Origin of the sequence: Nanhaiella sioensis, from assembly GCF_046557775.1 — a bacterium.
GTDB classification, from domain to species: domain Bacteria; phylum Bacillota; class Bacilli; order Bacillales; family SM2101; genus Nanhaiella; species Nanhaiella sioensis.
Genome location: NZ_JBKAEG010000001.1, coordinates 413,513 through 435,070, shown reverse-complemented (window position 1 = coordinate 435,070; position 21,558 = coordinate 413,513). Strand labels below are relative to the sequence as shown.

Sequence of the window (21,558 nt, the reverse complement as noted above, 5' to 3'; positions counted from 1 at the left end):
TAAAGTTACGCTAACATTGTAGACGGAGATCGTTATTTTTTAAGATACAAAAAAACTGTCGACTTAGTCGACAGCCTTGACCTTGTAGTTATCTATTTCTTCATGATTTAGTAGAATTTTCATTTCCAAGGTATTGAGCAAGTTGGTCATAAAAATCCTGAGGATGATCGACATTCAAAATGATTCTGCTAACATTTTTTTTCATACCATATAGAAGCTTTACTTGCTGAGGTTCGTTTAATAAAATCTCAAACGTAGGTTTTTCTTTTATAAAATCGATCGCTCTTGCATCAAACAACGTATTTAGTTCTTTATTTGATATCTGTTCTGGACCATCATAATGCTTAAACTCTTTAATTTTATCAAGTGGTACATCCATACGTTTAGAAAACCCTACGGTTAATAACAAGCTTTGTGTAGTTAATAAAAAAGGAGACAATCGAGTTGCCTGTATTTCAGCTAAGATAAACAGAACACTGTAAATGTTTAAAATAAGAAGAATATAGGCTACGACTTCATTCCATTGATGTAAAAAGTAATGGAGGCCAATTGATTCTATCACAATCGCATGAATGATCATAATATTACAGGCAATCATACTAGTCTTATGGTGGTACGTAAATCTCAACTCAGACGGGTTCGTAAATTTCTTTCGCCATGAAAAGAATGCATAATAAAACATGCTAATATCTGTAAGTAGAATTTGTACTATACGATTTCCAGGTAAATGTTTTTCAGCTATCTGCTTAATATTATGCTGGAAATATGTACTATTTGAATAGTTAGATTTATAGTCTTTAATGATAATCTTCATTTTTGAGACGATTTTAAATAAAATATACAGTTCTAGTAATACAAAAATTGCTTCGCAAAAAATCACAAAATAGTTTACAAAGGGAAATTCTTTAAAATAATTATTAGGAACAAATAAGTATGCCACACCGTAACTGAGAAGAATAACTAAACCTATATATTTGATGGAAAAACGCTTTCGAATAATGAAAAGGTAAGTTAACAAAGGAATGACTAAAATAAAATCAAGTAATGAACCTATAATTGCAGCGTCGGGAATTGGTTCTAATGATGGAAGGTTGTATAAAGTGAAATTCGCAATTAAAATAATACTAATTAACAGTAAGAACCAAATATAGTTATGTTTTTTGATCACATTTGCCATATTAAACCACCTCTGTCACCCATTATATAACATATTTCATAAATTTTCACTATTACCAATCTTGTTATATTCTATACTAATTTGAGGGTAAAAAAATCCAACTGATAGATTATATCTCTGCTATAATAGAATTATCATGCTTTCACCTAATATGTAATTAATTTTGACTACTACTTTCTAGCTAATTATTGAGGAGTATTTGTATATTTTGTGAGGCTCTTTTACATAACACTTACATTTAAGAAAGTGATATGTAATATGTGATTTTTATAGCCTTTGGAAGAAAATATGCTCCGAACGTTAGTTATATGCGAATATACCTTTTATTGCGAAAAAGCAACAGAGTGGGCATGATAGGCGGTGTTTAAATCATCGCTTATTTTATATCGTACAATTTTATTCTTTCATTGCATGTGCTAGATTTACTAAAGGCTAAATCATTTCGAATGATCATCGTATATACTGTTGAAAAAGGTGAGTAGATGCATTCAAGATTAATTGTAAATAAGCGACTTGTATTGGCATACTTTATTGGTGGTATAGTTTGGATTTTTTTTATAGATGATATTCTGATTCTTCTTAACATAATGCATGATCCTTACGCATTAAAACTAGTAGAAACTATTATTTTTATAGTGGTTTCATCATATTTATTATATAGTTTCATAAAACAAACTGAATATTGTAAGAAGGCTGAAGAGGATGAAAACCAATTATCCTTATTAATCAATTCCATGCCAGATTTCGTTTGTTTTAAAGATGGTGAAGGACGTTGGTTGAAGGTAAATGATTTCGGTCGGGACCTTTACCACTTAAATGAGGTTGATTATATTGGGAAAACAGATGCAGATTTAGGGGTAATTAATCCCTTTTTTAAAGAAGCGTTTGATGAGTGTTTGAAATCAGACAACGATACATGGAAGCAAGCGAAGATAACAAGAGCAGATGAATCATTTATATTACCTAATGAAGAGACAAAAACTTTCGATGTGATAAAAGTCCCATTGTTTTATGATAGTGGAGAAAGAAAAGGACTCGTCATTATTGGTAGAGATATTACACAACAAAAACTTACTGAAGCGATGCTATTGAAGAAAGAGAAATTGTCGGTAATCGGTGAAATGGCGGCTGGAATAGCTCATGAAATTAGAAATCCACTAACAGGTGTTAAAGGGTTTCTACAGTTAATGGGAGAAAATAATACTGCTTCAAAAGATCATCTTTCGATCATCATGTCAGAGATGGATAGAATTAACCACATTGTTAGTGAACTGTTAGTACTATCTAAGCCACAGCCTAAAAAATATAATCCATTTTTATTAAGTGAATCGCTATCATATGTTTGTAATATTACATCACATGAAGCGAAGGAGAAAGGTATCATCATAGATTTTGGCAATGATTCATATGACCCAACAGTATTCGGTGATAGAAATCAACTAATCCAAGTTTTTATCAATATCGTTAAAAATGCTATAGATGCTATGCCTAGAGGGGGAAGGATCGAAATTAGTGTAAACAATATTGATCAAAAGTTTGTTAAGGTCATAGTAGTAGATGATGGCATAGGAATACCGAAAGAAAGACTCAATAAAATAGGAGAGCCATTCTTCACCTTGAAAGAAAAAGGGATGGGCTTAGGGTTAACGATCAGTAATAAAATCATAAATGAACACAAAGGAACAATCAATATTGAAAGTGTTGTTACAGTTGGTACTACCGTTAGTATCACGTTACCGGTATACAATGATCATGTTCCCGAAGCTTGCAAATCTAGTAATTAATAGAATGTTTTATTCTTTCTACTAATCACAATTAATTTCTGTTTATACATAGGACTTGACATATGACCTAGTAAATAATATGATGTTAATTTCAACGAAATGTTTTTACCTAAATTATCAATAAGTAAGGTGTGAATATATGGAGTGGAAAAATCTTTATAGAGGGTTCCTTATGGGGACAAGCGATCTTATTCCTGGAGTAAGTGCTGGAACAATAGCAGTCATTTTAGGCATATACAACAGATTGATACAAGCGATTAATAGTTTTTTTAGCAAAGATTGGAAAAAACAACTAGGCTTTTTAATTCCTTTAGGCGTAGGGGTTTTATCAGCTATATTTCTTTTAAGTCATTTAATAGATGTACTATTGGAGGAATACCCCCAACCGACTAACTTTTTCTTTCTAGGGTTAATTATCGGTATACTACCGTTTTTGTACATAAAAGCAGATATAAAAAATACATTTACTAGTAAACACTATATCTTATTAGTAATTGCCTTTCTAGCCATTGCTTCTCTATCTTTGTTTAATCAAAAAACTGTCGTTTTGGAGACAATAGGTGCTACACAATTATTAGTTTTATTTTTTTCTGGTTTTTTAGCAAGTATGGCAATGGTTTTACCAGGTGTAAGCGGCTCTTTTGTATTGTTGCTCATCGGTATGTATGAACTTATTCTACATGAAGTTTCAGAGTTTAATTTCATCGTCATTGGTGCTGTTGGAGCGGGCGTATTATCTGGTATCGTCCTTATGAGCAGATTGTTAAAGTATCTTCTTACTTCATATCCAATAATGATGTATGCAGCTATTATTGGAATGGTGGCTGGATCAACCTTTGTTATTTACCCAGGAATTGACGGACAAATTATTATTAGTATAGTGACGCTTACTGTTGGGTTTGCCACAGCAGTTATTTTAGGGAGAATTGAAAACAAAAAATAACGAGAGAAAAAATCCCACCACTTAGTGATTCATATCACTATGGTGGGATTTATTTTAATCTATAATGAGAATAGTTATCAATCAACCTATCTATAACTAGGAGGCAATGAAAATGGAAATAAAAAATATATCTGATTTTACAAATGAGAATAAAGTGCTAAAAAAAGTGGTCTATCGGACAGACTACTCTACAACAGTATTGGTAAAGCTAGCACCTGGGGGAGAAGTAGCAGAGCATAATCACCCTAAGCATGACATTTTTGTGCAGGTTGTCGAAGGTGAAGTGAAGTTTGTGGTAAACGGTGAAGAACATGAACTGTCAAAGGATCACTTACTAAGATTAGAGGGTCATGAAAAGGTTAGTCTTCAAAATAACACTGAAGCTGATGCAACAGTTTATATAATACTTTCTAAACAATAATGAGGATAGAGTATAATGGGAGTCTTTCTTCATAACTTTTATGCGTTAATTGACATATAGTAGTAGCTTATAATAAGATTCACTGATCCTTCTTGACTGGGAACAGTGAATCTTTTATGTACGTTAACGAATCTATTATTTATACACTATACTGTTTTACTATTTTGGCATATACATTCGGTGACCTGTTTACGAAGTTTATATTTTTGAATTTTACCTGATGCAGTCATAGGGTAATCATTTACGAATTGTATATATTCGGGAATCTTATAAAAAGCGAGTTTACCTGTGCAAAAAGATTTCACATCTTCTTCTGTGATGGTTCGACCTTCCTTTACTTTAATACAAGCAGCTACCTTTTCACCATACTTTTCATCAGGAATGCCAATTACTTGTACATCTAAAATATCATCGTGTCTATATAGGAATTCCTCTATTTCACGGGGATATATATTTTCTCCACCCCGAATAATCATATCTTTCAATCTTCCAGTAATCTCTATATAATGATCAGGGTCCATAATAGCTAAATCTCCAGTATGAAGCCATCCATCTTGGTCAATTGTCTCGTCTGTCGCTTCTGGCATGTTGTAATATCCTTTCATTACTAAATAGCCTCTCGTACAAAGTTCACCAGGTGTTCCATATGGTACTTCTTTACCTGTAACAGGATCAACTATTTTCACTTCTACATGCTCGTGTGGTTTACCTACAGAGTTAACACGTCTGTCTAGCGGATCATTAGTCGTCGTTTGGGTTATGACAGGTGAAGATTCAGTTTGACCGTAAGCAATTGTAATTTCCTCCATACCCATCTCGGTCATGACTTTCTTCATTACTTCAATTGGACAATTAGAGCCAGCCATAATTCCAGTTCGTAGTGTTGATAGATCATATTGGTTAAAGTTCTCATCATTTAATTCTGCGATGAACATCGTTGGAACTCCATGTAATGCGGTACACTTCTCTTTTTCCACTGTTGACAATACTTCATCTGGGTTAAATTCTACAATAGGTACCATTGTAGCTCCAACGGAAACACAGGCTAAAATACTTAGGACACAGCCAAAGCAATGGAAAAATGGTACGGGGATACATAAATTATCGTTATTTGACAACTTCATTGCTTGTGCAACCAAATGTCCATTATTAACAATATTATTATGTGTCAACATAACACCTTTTGGAAATCCAGTTGTGCCAGAAGTATACTGCATGTTTATAACTTCATCTGGACTTAAAGATACCTCAACATCCTTAAGATGTATATCCGTTATGCCATCACTAAGTTCCAAAAGCTGATTCCAATTAAGCATATATGATGGAGTCTCACCAGAACCGATATAAATGATGTTTTTTAAGAAAGGCAAGTCATTAATATCGAGCTGTTCACTATTGAGGCTTTGAGATGTTGACTTAGTTATCTTTTCTATAATATCTATGTAAGAAGTTCCCTTATATCCGTTAATACAAAACAAACTTGTTGAGTCCGATTGCTTTAATAAATATGCTAACTCGGATTCTTGATAACTAGTATTAACTGTTACGAGAATTGCTCCTATTCTTGCAGAAGCAAATTGGAGTAATAACCATTCAGGAACATTTGTAGCCCATACGGCTATGTGATCACCTTTGTTAATACCTAAACCTAGTAATGCTTTGGCAAGATTTGTTGTCTCATCATAAAATTGCTTATACGTTAATCTTTTTCCTAACTTTGAGTAAACAACTGCTTCTTGATCAGGATACTTGGAAACCGCTTCAAGGAGTAAATCTCCTATTGTTTGGTTTTTTAATGTAGTCATAATTACCTCCTCATGTAATTTTGAAAATTTCACATTAAATTTACCTGACGTCTAGCAAAAGAATACTTATTATAAGTGTCATTTCATCATAGTTGCAGTAGTTGTTATATGCCATTTTTTATCGTTTTAGTAAGATGTGGGAATACGATCAATGTGTTGTTAACTTGTCAATCTAATTACATTATATACCTAAATTTGAATTTTCAAAACATTTTTAAAATAACCTTGAATAATTCAAATAGGAAGATGTATGATAGTAATAGATCTACGTACTGACCAGTAAGTATGTAAGGAGGGGTAAGATGAATTTTTCATATTCTGATAAGGTTAAAGTGTTGCAAAATAGCTTAATAGATTTCATGGAAAAGTATGTTTATCCAAATGAAAAAACTTTTGAACAACAATTAAACGAGAGTGAGAGTAGATGGACGGTACCTCCAATAATGGAGGAATTAAAAGACAAAGCAAAAGCAGAAGGGCTGTGGAATTTGTTCTTGCCAGATAGTCAACATGGTGCGGGGTTAACGAATGTTGAATATGCTCCATTATGTGAGATTATGGGGCGTTCAATCATAGCACCTGAAATATTTAACTGCGGTGCACCAGATACAGGTAATATGGAAGTGTTAGTGAGATATGGTACTGAACAACAAAAAGAAAAATGGTTAAAACCACTACTAGAAGGTGAGATTCGTTCTTGTTTTTCGATGACTGAACCTAATGTGGCTTCATCTGATGCTACTAATATTGAGGCGAGTATCATTCGAGAAGGTGACGAATACGTCATCAATGGGCATAAAACGTGGTCATCGGGTGCTGGTGATCCACGTTGTAAAGTAGCTATAGTCATGGGGAAATCTAACTTCGATGCTCAAAAGCATGAGCAACAATCTATGATTATTGTTCCTCTTGATACACCAGGAGTTAAGATTGAAAGGTGTTTACCTGTGTTTGGTTATGACCATGCACCTCATGGACATGCAGAAATTACGTATAATAATGTCCGAGTATCAGCAGAGAACTTAATATGGGGGGAAGGGAAAGGGTTTGCAATTGCCCAAGGTCGACTTGGACCCGGAAGGATCCATCATTGTATGCGCTTAATTGGCGCTGCTGAAAGAGCACTAGAAGAAATGTGCGATAGAGTACAACACCGAGTTGCTTTCGGTAAGCGATTAGCAGATCAAGGTGTGATAAAAGAGTGGATTGCAGATTCTAGAATTGAAATAGAACAGGCTCGGTTACTTACGTTGAAGGCGGCTTATATGATGGATACAGTAGGTAATAAACAAGCAAAAATGGAGATAGCGATGATCAAAGTGGTGGCTCCCAATTTAGCACTAAAAGTCATTGATAGAGCGATTCAGTCTTTTGGAGCAATAGGGGTGAGCGATGATTATACACTTGCGGCACAATGGGCTAACGCAAGAACACTGCGCCTTGCTGATGGGCCAGATGAAGTGCATAGAGCACAAATTGCCAAAATGGAGCTTAGAAGAAATAAAGAGCAGGTCAACAATAATGAAAAGCTCTTTTCATAAACTTTGGTACTCTTTTTACTAAGTTAAAAGGGTTGAGAAGAATAAAGCGTCTCCAATAAAGCTTATGAAAAGTAGATTCATTAAAAACTCATATGCTGTAACAAAAGGCGATCAACACAACATGTCAAGTTAAGCAAAATGTGTTTTATAGTTTTTACCTCACTTTATAGGTGGGGTATTTCAATCGAAAAACAGCAAAACATATTAAGTGAAAAGACAATGGAATAACAAACTTGATGTTCTAAATAAAATAATATTTAATAAAGAGGTGCCAAAAAATGACAGATACAATACCTATTCGAAAAGGAGAAGACTTACAGGTTGAAACACTAAAGAAATTTTTGCACACTGAATTTGGAGATTTACCAGATGCTCCTCTTGAGATTAAGCAGTTCAGTGCAGGTCATTCAAATTTAACATACGAACTTACAATAGGGGATTGGGTGGCAGTTCTACGTCGTCCACCATTGGGTCCTGTAGCTCCAAAAGCCCATGATATGCAAAGGGAATTTCATATTTTACAAGAGTTGCATCCCCATTATCCTATTGCACCTAAGCCTTTGTTATTTTCTCCAGATGAAACGATCGTTGGTAGCCCATTTTTTATCATGGAGCGAAAAAATGGGGTTGTCATAGATACATCGTTTCCGAAGGGTGTGTCGATTACGCCAGAATTAACAAGAGGTATCTCTAAGGAAATGGTAGACTCACTTGTTCAACTCCATAGTATTGATTATAAGCAAACAAAGCTAACAGAAATTACTAACCCCGAGGGTTTTTTAGAAAGGCAAGTACATGGGTGGATTAAGAGATATGATAGAGCGAAAACAGATGATATTCCTGAAGTCGATGTATTGACAAAATGGCTAGTTTCTCACATTCCTAGATCTCAACAATCTACTCCGATCCATTATGATTTTAAACTTAATAATTCGATGTTCGCGAAAGACGAATTGACAAAAATGGTAGGTTTATTTGATTGGGAAATGAGCACGGTTGGAGATCCATTGCTAGATTTAGGTGTAGCTATGAGTTATTGGATACAGGAGGACGATCCTGATATTTTAAAAATAGGGTTAGGAGGCACCTCAGTAACAATTCAAAAAGGTTTTATGACTCGCGAGGAGTTCATAAGAGCATATGCAGAAAAAAGTGGTCTTGATGTGTCTAATATGAACTTCTATTTGACTTTTGCTTACTTTAAACTAGCAGGTATTTGTCAGCAAATCTACTATCGATGGAAAAAGGGACAAACGAAAGATCCACGGTTTGAGTATTTCAATCATTTTGTAAATGCATTGATTATTCATGCACTGCATACATCCAGCAAAAATGATTCGTATTGAGGTGCTTATGATGTCAAAAATTCATCTGTTAATGCGAAAGGAAGAAATAGATTCCGATAAAATGCTCGATAATAAGCTAGCGGTTATTTTTGATGTGTTGTTAGCGACATCAACAATTACATCTGGTCTATACTTTGGAGCGAAGGAGGTTATACCAGTATTAAATGGAGAGGAAGCAGTGAAGGAATCATTGCAACGACAAGAGAATAGCTATGTACTCGTAGGGGAGTATGAAGGTAAGACAATAGAAGGGTTTCTTGACCCTAATCCATTAACATTAAGAGAAAAAATAGCTGAGAAAACGATGATCCTATCAACAACAAATGGAACAGTTGCCATTCGGAAAGCAGCTAGTTCAAAAAAAGTATTTATTGGCTCATTATTAAATGCTGCAAAATTAGCAGAAGTAATTGACTGTGAACATAATGATGAAACTGTAGTCATTATATGTTCTGGAACATCTGGTGAATTTTGTTTAGAAGATTTTTATGGAGCAGGGTGCTTTCTTGATTTTTTGTTAAATCATACAAATAAAGACTGGGAATTAACCGACTCGTCACTAGCAGCTCTCTATTTTTATCGAGGTAATAAGGAAAATGGAGAAAGCCTTCTTTTGGCAACACATGTAGGTTCAATGCTAAAAAAGTATGGCTATGAAAAGGAAGTAGAGTTTATTAGTAAAGTGGGTACCATGGGAATTGTTCCTTATTTGCACGAACAAGTAATTTTACCAATGTATTAACAGTGAAAATTAAGAGGTAGGGGGTTTGTGCTACGTGCTAAACAGTCTCTCTAAAGTGTGATTGTTTAACTAAAATAAATCATATAATATGTATTTTTGGGGGAGTGTAAGTCTAGGGAAGTCACGGATACAACCTTCTACCGTTACCCAAAGGACGTGGGTAACGGTAGAATTGCAGTCGTCTCCGCTTTTATTATTTACCTATCATTTTCATTATGTTATTTTTAAAAGCTTGCAATGCTTGTTGTCTAGTCTCTTGATTTAATAAGGCATCTTGCTGTGCTGCAATCAAGTTAATGATGGCACTTCCAATAATTACGCCGTCACAATGTTGCTGAAGCATTTTTACTTGTTCGTATGTCGATACACCGAAGCCAACAGCAACAGGTACTTTGCTATGCAGCTTAACATGTTCTAAAAAGCTTGAAATATCTGTATTCAATTCTTTTCTTGTCCCGGTTACACCTAACGAAGATACACAATATAAAAAGCCATTTGCATTTTCTGCAATTTTTTGTACACGATCTTCTGAATTAGGAGCTACGAGTGATATAAATTCTATGCCTTCTTTGTTACACCGGTCTCTCATTTGTTCACTTTCTTCAAATGGCAAATCAGGAATTAACAAGCCATCGACATCATTTTCCTTCATATGATTAAAAAATGCATCCTCACCTACTTGTAATACAGGATTATAATAAGTAAAGATAACTACAGGGATTGATACACCTTTCTTTCTCATCTCAGGTACAAGCTCGATAGCCTTTCTAAGTGTCATTTTATGCTGCAGAGCTCGGTTTGCAGCATCTTGGATAGTTGGTCCATCAGCTAATGGATCTGAGTATGGTACACCTAATTCAAGTATATCGGCACCGGCTTGCTGTAAATTAACAGCAAGGTCAATCGTTAGTTCAGGAGAAGGGTCACCCGCCATAATAAATGGGATGAATAAATCTTTTGTTTTAGTGAGCTTTGAACGAAATGGCTTTGTAGCTATCATGGTCATCTTCTCCTTTCAACTTATCTATTAATGTACTCATGTCCTTATCACCGCGCCCTGACAAACAAATAAGAATGGTTTCATCACTGGACATTTGTTTTGCTTCTTCGAATGCTTTTGCTAGTGCATGAGCACTTTCGATCGCAGGAATAATCCCTTCTTCTTGAGAAAGGAACAGTAGGGCATTTAATGCTTCGGCATCAGTGACATACTCATAACGAACACGTTTCGTTTGATGAAGATAAGCATGCTCTGGTCCAATACCTGGATAATCTAAACCAGCAGAAATGGAATAAGGTTCAATAATTTGACCGTCCTCATCTTGTATTAAATAGGTGAGTGACCCATGAATGACGCCAGGAGTACCCTTTGTTAGAGTTGCTGCATGTTCATCAGTATCAACACCAAGTCCGGCAGCTTCGACACCAATTAGCTCTACGTCATCTTCTAAAAATGGATAGAACATACCGATTGCATTACTACCACCACCAACACAGGCATATACCCGATTCGGTAAATGATTTTCCTTTAACAAAAATTGCTCTTTCGCTTCATCACCGATAATTCGTTGGAAATCTCTAACCATTTTTGGGTATGGATGAGGACCAACAACTGAGCCGATGATATAGAAATGATCATCGCAGTGGCTAACCCAATAACGTATCGCTTCGTTTGTGGCATCCTTTAATGTTTGGGATCCGCTTGAGACAGGAATGACCTCAGCACCTAATAACTGCATACGAAATACGTTCAATTTTTGCCTTCTAATATCTTCTTTACCCATAAAGACTTTACATTCTAATCCGAATTTAGCAGCAACAGTTGCTGTTGCAACTCCGTGTTGGCCTGCACCAGTTTCTGCTATAATTTTTGTTTTCCCCATCCTCTTAGCTAATAATGCCTGTCCGATTGCATTATTTAATTTATGTGCACCTGTATGATTCAAATCTTCACGTTTTAAATAAATTTTTGCACCACCGATTTTTTCAGTAAGCTGATCTGCATACGTTAGAGCAGTCGGTCGTCCGCTATATTCTTTCAAAATCTCTGTATACTGCTGTTTAAATTCAGGGTCACTCATTGCTTCTTGTAGTGCTTGTTCTAATTCTGCTAATGGTGCCATTAACGTTTCAGGTACGTATTTACCACCGAACTTACCGAAGCGTCCTTGTTGGTCAGGGACTGTCTGTTTCATCTCACATCTACCTCTCTATGAATTTCTTCTAATAAGTTTGTTATCTTCTCGTCATCTTTCTGATCTTGTGCTTCAATACCACTAGAAACATCTATTCCAAATGGCTCGTAATGAAGCAATTGTGCTACGTTCTGAGGAGTGATCCCTCCAGCTATAAAGCAAGGAACACCTTGCTGCTGTGCTTCTTTAAGATACGAAGGAACAGCTTCCCAATCGAAGGTTATACCAGACCCACCCCAAGCACCTTGGACTTTACTATCAACGACATAGCCGTCAACGACGCCACTATATGTTTGCATTAGCTGTAACCCTTGACGTTGATGGTGAATGACTTTCCATATAGGTATGTCAACATGTTCACGTAAGGATAAGATATATGGTACAGTTTCAGTTCCATGCAATTGGATGACATCAAGGTTTACATTGTTGAGTACGTTCATGATTGTTGAAATATCTTCGTTCACAAAAACACCAACTAGTTGCTGATTGTCTTGTAGAGGATATTTTTCAATCCACTCAGCTAGCTGAACAGGGTTAACTTGGCGTTTGCTCGCTGAGAAAATAATTCCTATATAGTCAGCGGTAGATGCAGTAGTAGTTTTTAAATCTAAGAGTGAGCGATTACCACATAATTTCACCTTAGTTGTTTTCAACGTGTTCACTTCCCATTAACTGGCGTATTGCATGAACTAGGTCATCTTGACGCATTAATGCTTCACCTACTAACACTGCGTTCGCTCCACAATGTTTTAACATTTTAATATCCTCATTAGTGAAAATGCCACTTTCACTAACTAGTAGGCTGTCTTTCGGAACATCACTCACTAAATCAATTGTTTGATGGAGTGATGTTTCAAATGTTTTTAAATTTCTGTTGTTAATACCGATGATTTTTGGTGTGAATACTGATAATACATTGTCTAATGTTTCTTTCGAATGTACCTCGACTAATACATCGAGATCCGCTTCTTGAGCTTGTACGTATAACTCATGTAGGTGAACAGGAGATAGTGCCTCACCAATTAATAGGATGGCATCTGCTCCTAATCGTCTACTTTCTTCAACTTGAATTGAATCGATAATAAAATCTTTTCTTAGAGCGGGTATATTAACTATTTTTTTTATATCAGATAAATATGAATGGTGTCCTTGAAAAAATGGTTCATCCGTCAGTACAGAAATTGCGCTTGCTCCAGCTTGTTCATACGCTTTAGCAATAGTCGTTGGATGAAAATCTCCTCGAATGATCCCTTTGGAAGGAGATGCTTTTTTTACTTCCGCAATTAGTCCAAGTGGTAGAGTAGTGTTTTTCAATGCTTCATAAAATGAAAACTTTTCTACTTGTACTTCATCTCGAAGTTCTAACTTATTGATCTCTTCACGTTTTACTTCCAAAATCTTTTCAAGCATGGAGCTGCTCCTCCTTTAAATTTCTGATCGATTCGTAATATTTATGAACATCTCCACGATCAATGGCTTGTTTTACTTGATGAACCCCTTCAGCAATACTCGATACTTGTTCTGCTACATATAATCCGGCTCCAGCATTTAACAAAAAGATGTTCGTTGCACTTTCATTTGCTTTTCCAGTAAAAATTTGTTGAATCAATTTTGCACTTTCCTTAGGACTTGATATTTTTAGGTCTTCCATATTTCCTCTCGGTAAACCAGCATCTTCAGGAGAAAATACATAGCGAGATACTTTACCATCTTTCAGCTCGACGATATCAGTGTCTGCAGCAATTGATATTTCATCTAGGCCATCTTGTCCAGTAACGAATAATACATGTTTAGAGCCTAGTGCATGAAGAGTGTGTGCTAATTTTTCTGAATAACTAGTATCAAAAATTCCGATTAATTGATGCTTTGCGTTTGCAGGGTTTGAAATAGGCCCTAATAAATTAAATAATGTACGGAAGCCGATTTCTTTACGAACAGGCGCTGCATGTTTCATCGCAAAGTGATAGTTTGGAGCGAATAAAAACGTCATTCCTTTTTTTATTAAAGCGTCTTTTCCTTGCTCAGGTGTTGTTTCAATTTGAATATTTAATTCTTCAAGAACATCAGCGCTTCCACTTGAAGAGGATACATTCCTATTTCCGTGTTTAGCAACTTTCACACCTAATGATGCTAAGCATATGGCAACTGCAGTAGAAATATTAAAAGTAGAGTGGCCGTCACCACCCGTTCCACACGTATCAACGACAATTTCGTCATTATATTCGATTGTTTTCATATTATGCCTCATCGCTTTTGCAAAACCAGTAATTTCATCTACAGTTTCACCTCTCAGGCGAAGAATAGTAAGTAAAGTAGCTAGCTGGCTATTTGTTAATTGTCCGGCCATAATATCGTTCATCGTATGAAATGATTGCTGTTCTGACAAAGTGTTACCTTCAATTAATTGTTTTAACGTATCTTTTATCATTTTGTCATTCCCCCTTGTTGTGGTGCTTTTGCGAATAGTTTTTCGGCTGATTGAATCGTTCGTAATAAGGCACTGGCTTTGTTTACTGTTTCTTTCCATTCAAGCTCTGGTTTTGAATCAGCAACAATACCTGCGCCTGCTTGAACATAGGCCGTTTCATCTTGGAGAAATATCGTTCGAATCGTAATACATGAGTCTATATTGCCGTCATATCCAATATAAACAATGGCACCAGCATATAGGTTACGAGCGGTAGGTTCAAGCTCTTGTAATATTTGCATCGCTCTTATTTTAGGTGCACCTGATACTGTTCCAGCTGGAAATGAGGACACAAGTGCATCCAATGGTTGAACGTCATCACGTAACCTACCCGTAACTTTACTAATAATGTGCATGACGTGAGAAAAATGAGTGACAGTCTTTAGCACTGGTGTATCAACTGAGCCGAAATTTGCAACACGCCCAATATCATTTCTTGCAAGATCAACTAACATATAATGTTCTGCAATTTCTTTTTCATCTGCTAATAATTCTTGCTCAAGTGCTTTGTCCTCTTCTTTCGTTCGACCCCGACGACGGGTGCCGGCAATCGGATGAATTTCTAAGTGTCCGTTCTCAATTTGTATGAGCCTCTCAGGTGAGCTACCAATGATCTCAAAGCCATCCATTTGAAAGTAAAACAGATAAGGCGAGGGGTTCACCTTGCGTAATACACGATATAATTCAAAACCGCTCACATTCACTTTTTTATGAAAACGTTGAGATAACACACCTTGAAAAATATCACCGTCTAAAATATACTCTTTTATTTTGTTTACATGTTCCTTGAACTTTTCTTTTGAATAATTACTTTCAATACCTTCAAGATCAACTTCAGTGTTTTGCTCAATAGGCATCATTAGATCAGAAAATGTAGTGGACTGTTTAATTTGTTCAAGTAATGAGTCTATTTTTGTTACAGCACCGTTATAGAGTGAAGTTTTTTCATCATCGGTTTCATCACCGTTTAAACGTACAAAGTGCAGCAAAGCAACTTCTTTTTTCTCATGATCGAAAGCAATAATTGTTTCACAAAAAAGAAATTGATAGCGTGCAACACGTATATCTTGATTGTTGGGTTCAGGGACTTTTTCAAAATCCGATATGGCGTCATATGAAATATATCCTACGCCACCACCTTTAAATGGGAAATTCACTTCAGGAATCTTTACAGCTAAATTATTTAATACATCATTTAAAGCATCTTTAAAACTGGGAGCTTCAGCTACACTATCATTTGTGTAATCGTAAATTTGAAACGTGCGCTGCTCTTCTTTAATTTTTATAAATGGGTTTAAGCCGATAAATGAATATCTTGACCATGGAGAAGAAGGGTCATGACTTTCTAAAATATATGTTGCTTGATCTCGTAACGTTTGAAATAATTGGACCGCTGTTAATGTATCTGATAAGAAACTATAAGTTAATGGGATTGTACGGTATTGATCCGTATCTTGAATAAATTGTTGTAGAGTTTCCATTGTTCACTTCTCCTTTAATTAATAATGGAGAATGAAATGGTTGAGGAAAGTGAATAAATATTGAAGAAAAAAAGATGCATCTAAATAAAGTAGCACGCATTTAGCATGTACTTTTAACGACATTATAACTATACTCGCCTCAACTAATCATACTCATTCTCAACTAAACTTAAAATGTATCGTTTATCTTTAAAGGAATAAACAAAACTTGTCAGCTTTTGGTGTGACTAAGTTTCTCCTTTTATACTGCAATATGGGTTGATCAAAAAATTGATCAATTTTCATAACTCTCTCATCTAAGCTTGTTTGTAAGTTTAATATATGTTGTCGTAACTGTCAATGGTGTATTCTTCAAGATCACAATTAATAACATCCAATAATCTCACACTGTAATAAAATAGACAAATACGGCTGTTGACAAATTTATGCAAGACGTGATAGTCTGTTAAAGACTTATAAAAGAAGGAGGTTACGTTATTATGTTAAACATCAATCAGTTCTTATCAACTATTACAAATATACATTACGTGACCTCAGCGGTTATTCATTAACGATTTATTTAAATTGTAAATGTATAACGCAGTTCACGTAAATATCGTGGGCTGCGTTATTTTATTCGAGGAATAGAAGGGGCACAAAAGTGTTTTCTCTATAATGTGAAATCCAAAAAGCGTATCGTATGCCTACGGTACGCTTTTTTTTCGTGAAAATTTACTAAGTTTATCAAATCATACTATTTGTAGGGGGCTTGAATATGGAGAAATGTAATACAACCTGTAATAAAACAAAAGAGAATGAGAATATGGATAGCGGTTAGAAAATAAAGGAAAATTGGAGAAATGTGGTGTATCATATGAAGTGGAAAGATTGGGATCGTAATTTAAAGGTCCGTTTGTTTGGAGAAGGAGTTATAAATATATTATTTTGGATGTATTTCCCATTTATGGCGATCTACTTTGCAGATCACTTTGGTAAGGGAGCTGCTGGAATGTTATTAATATTATCTCAATGTGCTGGGGTAATTGCTAATTTGTTCGGAGGATATTGTGCGGACCGTTTTGGCCGCAAAAAAATGATGGTATATTCTTATATTGGAACGGCATTTTCGTTTATACTGTTTGCTGCTGCTAACTCACCATGGTACGAATCACCTGTATTATCATTTATAGCATTTTCATTATTAGGAATATGGGGTTCTCTTTATTGGCCAGCGAGTCATGCAATGGTTGCGGATGTGGTTCCAGAAAAAGATCGAAACAATGTATTTGCAATTTTTTACATGATGATAAATATAGCTGTAGTTGTCGGACCAATACTTGGAGGGATATTCTTTTTCAAATATCGCTTTGAGTTGCTTGTTATGGCATTTGTAACGAGTGTGATATTTTCAATTGTGTTACAAATATATGTACGAGAAACAGCACCGAAATTTGAACAGACGAAGCAAGTGGATGGAGATAAGAAATGGTACTCATTTGTAATGGAACAAATGAGAAATTACCGAGTAATTGTGACTGATAAAGTGTTCTTTATCTTTATTATTGCAGGTATTTTAGTTGCACAAACATTTATGCAAATGGACTTATTGTTAGCTGTATATATGGCTGAAATTGTACCAGTTCAAACAATACTCTCTTTTAATGAATGGACATTGAAAGCTTCTGGTGAACAAGCGTTTAGTTGGGTGATTGCGGAAAACGGTTTGTTAGTTGCTTTATTCACTGTTCTTGCTACAAAGGTATCAAACAAATTTAATGAGCGGAACGTGTTTATGATGTCGGCATTGACTTACGGTGTAGCAATTATACTGTTCGGAAGTACTGTAAACGTTTGGGGCTTATTTTTTGCTATGTTTATATTTACAGCCGCAGAATTAATGGCTGTTGGCATACAGGAAGGGTATGTTGCAAAGCTTGCACCTGAAAATATGAGGGGACAATATTATGCTGCGGCTAGCTTAAGATTTACTATAGGTCGTACTCTTGCTCCAATATCTATTCCTTTAACGATATGGATCGGTTTTACTAATACTTTTTATATCATAGGCTTTCTAGCTTTCGTCAGTGCAGGACTATATTATGTGATGGGTTATTTAATGGAGCAGCAGACTAAATCGTCAAAAGGTATGAATAAAAAACTAGTATAAGATATTGTTATGTAGGCTTTTTAGGGATTATATATGGCTTGGCATTTTTTAACCAAGCTTTTGTGTGTCTTTTCTAGTTTAAAGAGATGTTAATACTGTTCAAATTTTATTGCTAGCAACAAGTTTACGAAAAGAGCCATAATTTATAACAATAGGCTATCTCTAAGTCTTATTTACGACTTCATGAGATAGCCTATTGTTATTGTAGTTTTTAAAAGTCACCTGGGTTATAAAAAACTTTGAATATGGTTATATAAAAGTGTGTTGTCATAACGATGCATGAATACCTTTTTAATGACAAAAAGCTGTGCTGTTAAACGTTTATTAGAAGAAAAATATTAAGCTGCATGATGAATTTGAGATTAAACAATTGCAATATTTTATATTGAAGTTAGGGATATTGCACTTAATCCTAAAGGTAGATAGAGATGAAAGATTAAATAAATTGTATTTTAGAATTGCAAGAACGTCTATAAAATAGGTATTTATTAATTATTCAAAATAAAAGAGAGTTATTTGTATGAAACCAACTTGTTTTATCTTTGAAATACTTGTAACCTATTGTTCATGTAGTTAACGAATAAATCTCCCTCGTTGACTAAACTCATAATTCTTTTGTCATAAATACACTATATGGATCCTCTTCGTAATCTGAAAATGGTTTGCAATATTCAAATCCATAATTTTCATAGAGTTTACGAGCAGCTTCAAAAGCTTCCATAGCACCGGTTCCTAAACTTAGCCGTGTATAGCCTTGTTTCTTAGCTTCTTCAATTATATGTTCAAGGATTTGCTTGGCAACTCCTTTACGTAAATGTGAAGGAACTGTTTTCATAGATTTTAATTCCCCGTGCTGAGAGTCAAGTTCTATAAGTGCCCCACAACCAACTAATTCATTTTGCTCCCATGCACTCCAAAATGTAATTTCAGGTTTCTTTAAATCTTCTATATTAAAACCATAATTAATATCGTCTGGGTAATGAATCCCCATGTTATGGACATGTTCCTCTATTAATGAAGTTATTTCAGTGCCTGTTAAGTCATCAAGTTTAATATCCAAAAAATCACTCCTCAGCATATCATATCGTTGTATTAAAAAAGAATTATACATGTGTAAACATAAGATTGTAAACAAAAACAGTAGAAATTTATTCCTCTATTAGAAGCCACATATAATTATAGACTTCTTATTAAATCGGCTTAAATACGTTAGGTGTTCCAGCCTTGTTTTAATAATAAGATTAATGGAGATTAGTAAATAGTAAAAACGCTTAAACTATCTCTAACCATATAAGTACAAGTAATCGCAGAAAGGAAGGACATTCATACTATTTGTCGAAAAAGGTGAATGTGTATATTGAAAGACCAATGGTAGATGAAACTGGAATATTTGTACCAAGTTAAAATATGTTTTTACCTCTGACAAATAATAACTGATATGTAATTCACCTTTTGACAGACACTTAAAAGCATACGTTTCACTTTTTCGTTTTTTGGTAGCATTTAATTATGTTGTATGAACTTAAACAGGTAGAGATCATTTTCGAGGTATTAAAGAGAATATGTATTTTAATAGAAAGAAAGCAAGTTATTAATCGCTAAATTAAGAATTTATTAAAGAGGACTAAAGAATGAAAAATATAAAAGATATTATTGATTTTTTGAGATGCCAAAAAATAATTGAAGATGGAGTAGAATATATAGGAATTAATAGTGGAACTACTAATGCAGTTTTATACATTTTATATCTTAACAAGAAACCGAAATATGTGGTAAAAATAGATAAACCTTATATTATCTCTTCAACAGTGGAATTTCTCCAAATTTATAAAGAGGTTAGACTGTTACCGGATGTTGTTTATAAAGATGTGAATAAAGGTTTTGCAATATATTCTTATATACCAGGAGAAACCCATAATTATCTGAGTTGTTCAAAATTAGAATGGATGGCAATTTTAATTAAAGAGTTATTTAATAAATACCGAAGGGTAGAAAGAAGAGTTAAGTGGGGGAGAATACACGGAATATCAAGAGATTCTTGGTCAGAATTTAATATAAAGAGCTTAGAAATGGCTCAATCAAACATAGGTGTTTTATTACCATATGAAGAACATAAAAGGGTAGAAATATTAGTTGATAAGTTAAAAACATACGAAAACCCAGAGGAAAAGTATTATCTTCACGGTGATACAGGAGTTCATAATTTTGTATACGACAGCAGTGAATTACAAGGTGTTATTGATCCATCACCCTTAATTGGACCAAAGATTTACGATTTCACATATGCTTTTTGCTCTTCTCCAGATAGCTTAAATTTGAGCACACTACTATCGTCATTTTCATTAATGACTCAAGACACTCCTATCACGAAAGAAAGGCTTATTGATGAGTTCCTTTTTCAATTATATACACGAATTGGAGTATGTATAAAAGTTCACCCTCATGATTTAAGTGGTTATATCGAAGCGTGGGATAAATTTAAGAAATATCTTCCTGACATTCAATGAGCAATAGCTTTTCAATTTGAAAGGTAGTATCTTTTCATTCAATGACCAAAAACTATAGTTACAGTACATAGGGTAAAAAAAGTTCAAGTGATTTTCCACAAAATGACTTGAGAAAGTAGGTTTATCCCAACGTTAAGAATAAAATCTATTAAAAATGGGTCAACCAGGTAGCTGGTTGGCCTCATAATACAGGATGGTGCAATAGTCTAATGTTCTACATCATACCAAGTAGACCGAAAATAAATTAGAAGTGACTAAAAGAACGTTACTTTGATAAAAGTTTTCAGAGTTGACTTTTGTATGACCGTAACACACTAGTTAGATTTATTCCTTTATCATCTAACTGTAACAATTCCTAATTAGATACTTTTTGAAAGTAGTGATACGTTTTATTTAACTTTTGTGATTGTTTACCTTTTTGACTTTCCATATTACCAAATTCAAAGAATTTTACTTTTTTGATCCCTACAAAATTCATAATTGCTTTCTTCATTAATACTTTATGAACATTATTTAAGAAAATAAGTGGATAATTCGTAGGACCCTTCATTGTAGAAACACAGACTACTGATTTTCCTTTTAAAAGTCCTTCAGCCATCCCTAGTCTTCCCTTGTTTTTATAAGCAAAATTAGAAGCAAACACTCGATCAATAAATCCTAAGAGCATTGCAGGAGGCCTCCCCCACCAAATTGGATAAACAAAAACAATTTTATCTGCCCACAATATTTGTTTTCTATACTTTTCTAGATCAGCATCAGTATGCATATCTCTCCTTAATTTATCTTCATTAAATATAAGCTGTGGACTAAATTTTTCTTCATATAAATCTATTACTTTTAAATCAGTAACATGTGGATTCTCTTTACTTCCTTCTATAATTTTTTGCAAAAATGCATAGGATAGGCTGTTATGATTTGGGTGTGTATAAATAATAAGAGTGTTCATCCTTTCACCTCATTTATTTATCATTTGATAAACAAAATATAACCTAAGTTATTTTAG

Annotated in this window: 18 protein-coding genes; 8 read left to right on the top strand and 10 right to left on the bottom strand. The window is 34.5% G+C overall.

Annotated features, from left to right (window positions below; translation table 11 throughout):
* Nucleotides 1-100: 100 nt before the first annotated feature.
* Complete coding sequence (locus V1503_RS01985) at nucleotides 101-1,177, bottom strand: hypothetical protein (RefSeq protein ID WP_410624406.1); 1,077 nt, start codon at nucleotides 1,175-1,177, stop codon at nucleotides 101-103.
* 482 nt (nucleotides 1,178-1,659) lie between these two features.
* Here V1503_RS01985 and V1503_RS01980 point away from each other — a divergent pair, with 482 nt between their 5' ends.
* The 3 genes from V1503_RS01980 to V1503_RS01970 all read left to right on the top strand — a co-directional run bounded on the left by V1503_RS01980 (nucleotide 1,660) and on the right by V1503_RS01970 (nucleotide 4,325).
* Nucleotides 1,660-2,961 (top strand): ATP-binding protein, encoded by a 1,302-nt coding sequence (locus tag V1503_RS01980; RefSeq protein WP_410624404.1) that lies wholly within the window; start codon nucleotides 1,660-1,662, stop codon nucleotides 2,959-2,961.
* 139 nt (nucleotides 2,962-3,100) lie between these two features.
* Nucleotides 3,101-3,904, top strand: coding sequence for a DUF368 domain-containing protein (locus V1503_RS01975; RefSeq protein ID WP_410624402.1), 804 nt, complete (start codon nucleotides 3,101-3,103; stop codon nucleotides 3,902-3,904).
* A 112-nt stretch (nucleotides 3,905-4,016) separates the two neighbouring features.
* Nucleotides 4,017-4,325, top strand: a complete 309-nt coding sequence (locus tag V1503_RS01970; RefSeq protein ID WP_410624400.1) for a cupin domain-containing protein — start codon at nucleotides 4,017-4,019, stop codon at nucleotides 4,323-4,325.
* Between the two features lie 146 nt (nucleotides 4,326-4,471).
* Here the strand turns inward: V1503_RS01970 and V1503_RS01965 are convergent, their stop codons facing one another.
* Nucleotides 4,472-6,130 carry an AMP-binding protein gene (locus V1503_RS01965; protein WP_410624398.1) on the bottom strand — a complete coding sequence of 553 codons (1,659 nt, stop codon included), beginning with the start codon at nucleotides 6,128-6,130 and terminating at the stop codon, nucleotides 4,472-4,474.
* A gap of 302 nt (nucleotides 6,131-6,432) precedes the next feature.
* On the opposite strand from V1503_RS01965, the gene V1503_RS01960 reads away from it, so the two are divergent.
* The 3 genes from V1503_RS01960 (at nucleotide 6,433) to V1503_RS01950 (ending at nucleotide 9,759) form a co-directional block, all read left to right on the top strand.
* On the top strand, nucleotides 6,433-7,671 hold the full coding sequence (locus V1503_RS01960; RefSeq protein WP_410624396.1) for an acyl-CoA dehydrogenase family protein: 1,239 nt from the start codon (nucleotides 6,433-6,435) through the stop codon (nucleotides 7,669-7,671).
* A 278-nt stretch (nucleotides 7,672-7,949) separates the two neighbouring features.
* Complete coding sequence (locus tag V1503_RS01955) at nucleotides 7,950-9,017, top strand: phosphotransferase family protein (RefSeq protein ID WP_410624394.1); 1,068 nt, start codon at nucleotides 7,950-7,952, stop codon at nucleotides 9,015-9,017.
* Nucleotides 9,018-9,027: 10 nt separating this feature from the next.
* Nucleotides 9,028-9,759 (top strand): 2-phosphosulfolactate phosphatase, encoded by a 732-nt coding sequence (locus V1503_RS01950; protein ID WP_410624392.1) that lies wholly within the window; start codon nucleotides 9,028-9,030, stop codon nucleotides 9,757-9,759.
* 193 nt (nucleotides 9,760-9,952) lie between these two features.
* Here the strand turns inward: V1503_RS01950 and trpA are convergent, their stop codons facing one another.
* From trpA to trpE, 6 genes are read right to left on the bottom strand one after another with little or no spacing between them, the layout of a single operon-like run.
* Nucleotides 9,953-10,759 (bottom strand): tryptophan synthase subunit alpha, encoded by an 807-nt coding sequence (trpA, locus tag V1503_RS01945; RefSeq protein ID WP_410624390.1) that lies wholly within the window; start codon nucleotides 10,757-10,759, stop codon nucleotides 9,953-9,955.
* Nucleotides 10,722-11,954, bottom strand: a complete 1,233-nt coding sequence (gene trpB, locus V1503_RS01940) for a tryptophan synthase subunit beta (RefSeq protein ID WP_410624388.1) — start codon at nucleotides 11,952-11,954, stop codon at nucleotides 10,722-10,724. The genes trpA and trpB overlap by 38 nt, the downstream gene beginning before the upstream one ends.
* Entirely contained in the window at nucleotides 11,951-12,607 is a 657-nt protein-coding gene (locus V1503_RS01935; RefSeq protein WP_410624386.1) for a phosphoribosylanthranilate isomerase, read from the bottom strand. The genes trpB and V1503_RS01935 overlap by 4 nt, the downstream gene beginning before the upstream one ends.
* Nucleotides 12,594-13,364 (bottom strand): indole-3-glycerol phosphate synthase TrpC, encoded by a 771-nt coding sequence (gene trpC / locus V1503_RS01930; RefSeq protein ID WP_320257539.1) that lies wholly within the window; start codon nucleotides 13,362-13,364, stop codon nucleotides 12,594-12,596. Before trpC ends, V1503_RS01935 begins: the two co-directional genes overlap by 14 nt.
* A complete protein-coding gene (gene trpD / locus V1503_RS01925) occupies nucleotides 13,357-14,382 on the bottom strand; it encodes an anthranilate phosphoribosyltransferase (RefSeq protein ID WP_410624384.1) in 1,026 nt (341 codons plus the stop codon). Before trpD ends, trpC begins: the two co-directional genes overlap by 8 nt.
* The gene (gene trpE, locus V1503_RS01920) at nucleotides 14,379-15,902 is read right to left on the bottom strand and encodes an anthranilate synthase component I (RefSeq protein WP_410624382.1); all 1,524 of its coding nucleotides are present in this window, start codon (nucleotides 15,900-15,902) and stop codon (nucleotides 14,379-14,381) included. The genes trpD and trpE overlap by 4 nt, the downstream gene beginning before the upstream one ends.
* Nucleotides 15,903-16,755: 853 nt before the next feature.
* Between trpE and V1503_RS01915 the strand changes: the two genes are divergently transcribed.
* On the top strand, nucleotides 16,756-18,048 hold the full coding sequence (locus tag V1503_RS01915) for an MDR family MFS transporter (RefSeq protein WP_410624380.1): 1,293 nt from the start codon (nucleotides 16,756-16,758) through the stop codon (nucleotides 18,046-18,048).
* A 604-nt stretch (nucleotides 18,049-18,652) separates the two neighbouring features.
* On the opposite strand, the gene V1503_RS01910 is transcribed toward V1503_RS01915, so the two are convergent.
* A complete protein-coding gene (locus V1503_RS01910; RefSeq protein WP_410624378.1) occupies nucleotides 18,653-19,108 on the bottom strand; it encodes a GNAT family N-acetyltransferase in 456 nt (151 codons plus the stop codon).
* Nucleotides 19,109-19,679: 571 nt separating this feature from the next.
* Between V1503_RS01910 and V1503_RS01905 the strand changes: the two genes are divergently transcribed.
* Entirely contained in the window at nucleotides 19,680-20,555 is an 876-nt protein-coding gene (locus V1503_RS01905; RefSeq protein WP_410624374.1) for a hypothetical protein, read from the top strand.
* 355 nt (nucleotides 20,556-20,910) lie between these two features.
* Here the strand turns inward: V1503_RS01905 and V1503_RS01900 are convergent, their stop codons facing one another.
* Entirely contained in the window at nucleotides 20,911-21,501 is a 591-nt protein-coding gene (locus V1503_RS01900) for an NAD(P)H-dependent oxidoreductase (protein WP_214481952.1), read from the bottom strand.
* Nucleotides 21,502-21,558: the final 57 nt, after the last annotated feature.

Coding starts and splice junctions, on each gene's coding strand:
- V1503_RS01985 (WP_410624406.1), bottom strand. CDS start 1,177: ATGGCAAATGTGATCAAAAAACATAACTATATTTGGTTCTTACTGTTA.
- V1503_RS01980 (WP_410624404.1), top strand. CDS start 1,660: ATGCATTCAAGATTAATTGTAAATAAGCGACTTGTATTGGCATACTTT.
- V1503_RS01975 (WP_410624402.1), top strand. CDS start 3,101: ATGGAGTGGAAAAATCTTTATAGAGGGTTCCTTATGGGGACAAGCGAT.
- V1503_RS01970 (WP_410624400.1), top strand. CDS start 4,017: ATGGAAATAAAAAATATATCTGATTTTACAAATGAGAATAAAGTGCTA.
- V1503_RS01965 (WP_410624398.1), bottom strand. CDS start 6,130: ATGACTACATTAAAAAACCAAACAATAGGAGATTTACTCCTTGAAGCG.
- V1503_RS01960 (WP_410624396.1), top strand. CDS start 6,433: ATGAATTTTTCATATTCTGATAAGGTTAAAGTGTTGCAAAATAGCTTA.
- V1503_RS01955 (WP_410624394.1), top strand. CDS start 7,950: ATGACAGATACAATACCTATTCGAAAAGGAGAAGACTTACAGGTTGAA.
- V1503_RS01950 (WP_410624392.1), top strand. CDS start 9,028: ATGTCAAAAATTCATCTGTTAATGCGAAAGGAAGAAATAGATTCCGAT.
- trpA (WP_410624390.1), bottom strand. CDS start 10,759: ATGATAGCTACAAAGCCATTTCGTTCAAAGCTCACTAAAACAAAAGAT.
- trpB (WP_410624388.1), bottom strand. CDS start 11,954: ATGAAACAGACAGTCCCTGACCAACAAGGACGCTTCGGTAAGTTCGGT.
- trpC (WP_320257539.1), bottom strand. CDS start 13,364: ATGCTTGAAAAGATTTTGGAAGTAAAACGTGAAGAGATCAATAAGTTA.
- trpD (WP_410624384.1), bottom strand. CDS start 14,382: ATGATAAAAGATACGTTAAAACAATTAATTGAAGGTAACACTTTGTCA.
- trpE (WP_410624382.1), bottom strand. CDS start 15,902: ATGGAAACTCTACAACAATTTATTCAAGATACGGATCAATACCGTACA.
- V1503_RS01915 (WP_410624380.1), top strand. CDS start 16,756: ATGAAGTGGAAAGATTGGGATCGTAATTTAAAGGTCCGTTTGTTTGGA.
- V1503_RS01905 (WP_410624374.1), top strand. CDS start 19,680: ATGAAAAATATAAAAGATATTATTGATTTTTTGAGATGCCAAAAAATA.
- V1503_RS01900 (WP_214481952.1), bottom strand. CDS start 21,501: ATGAACACTCTTATTATTTATACACACCCAAATCATAACAGCCTATCC.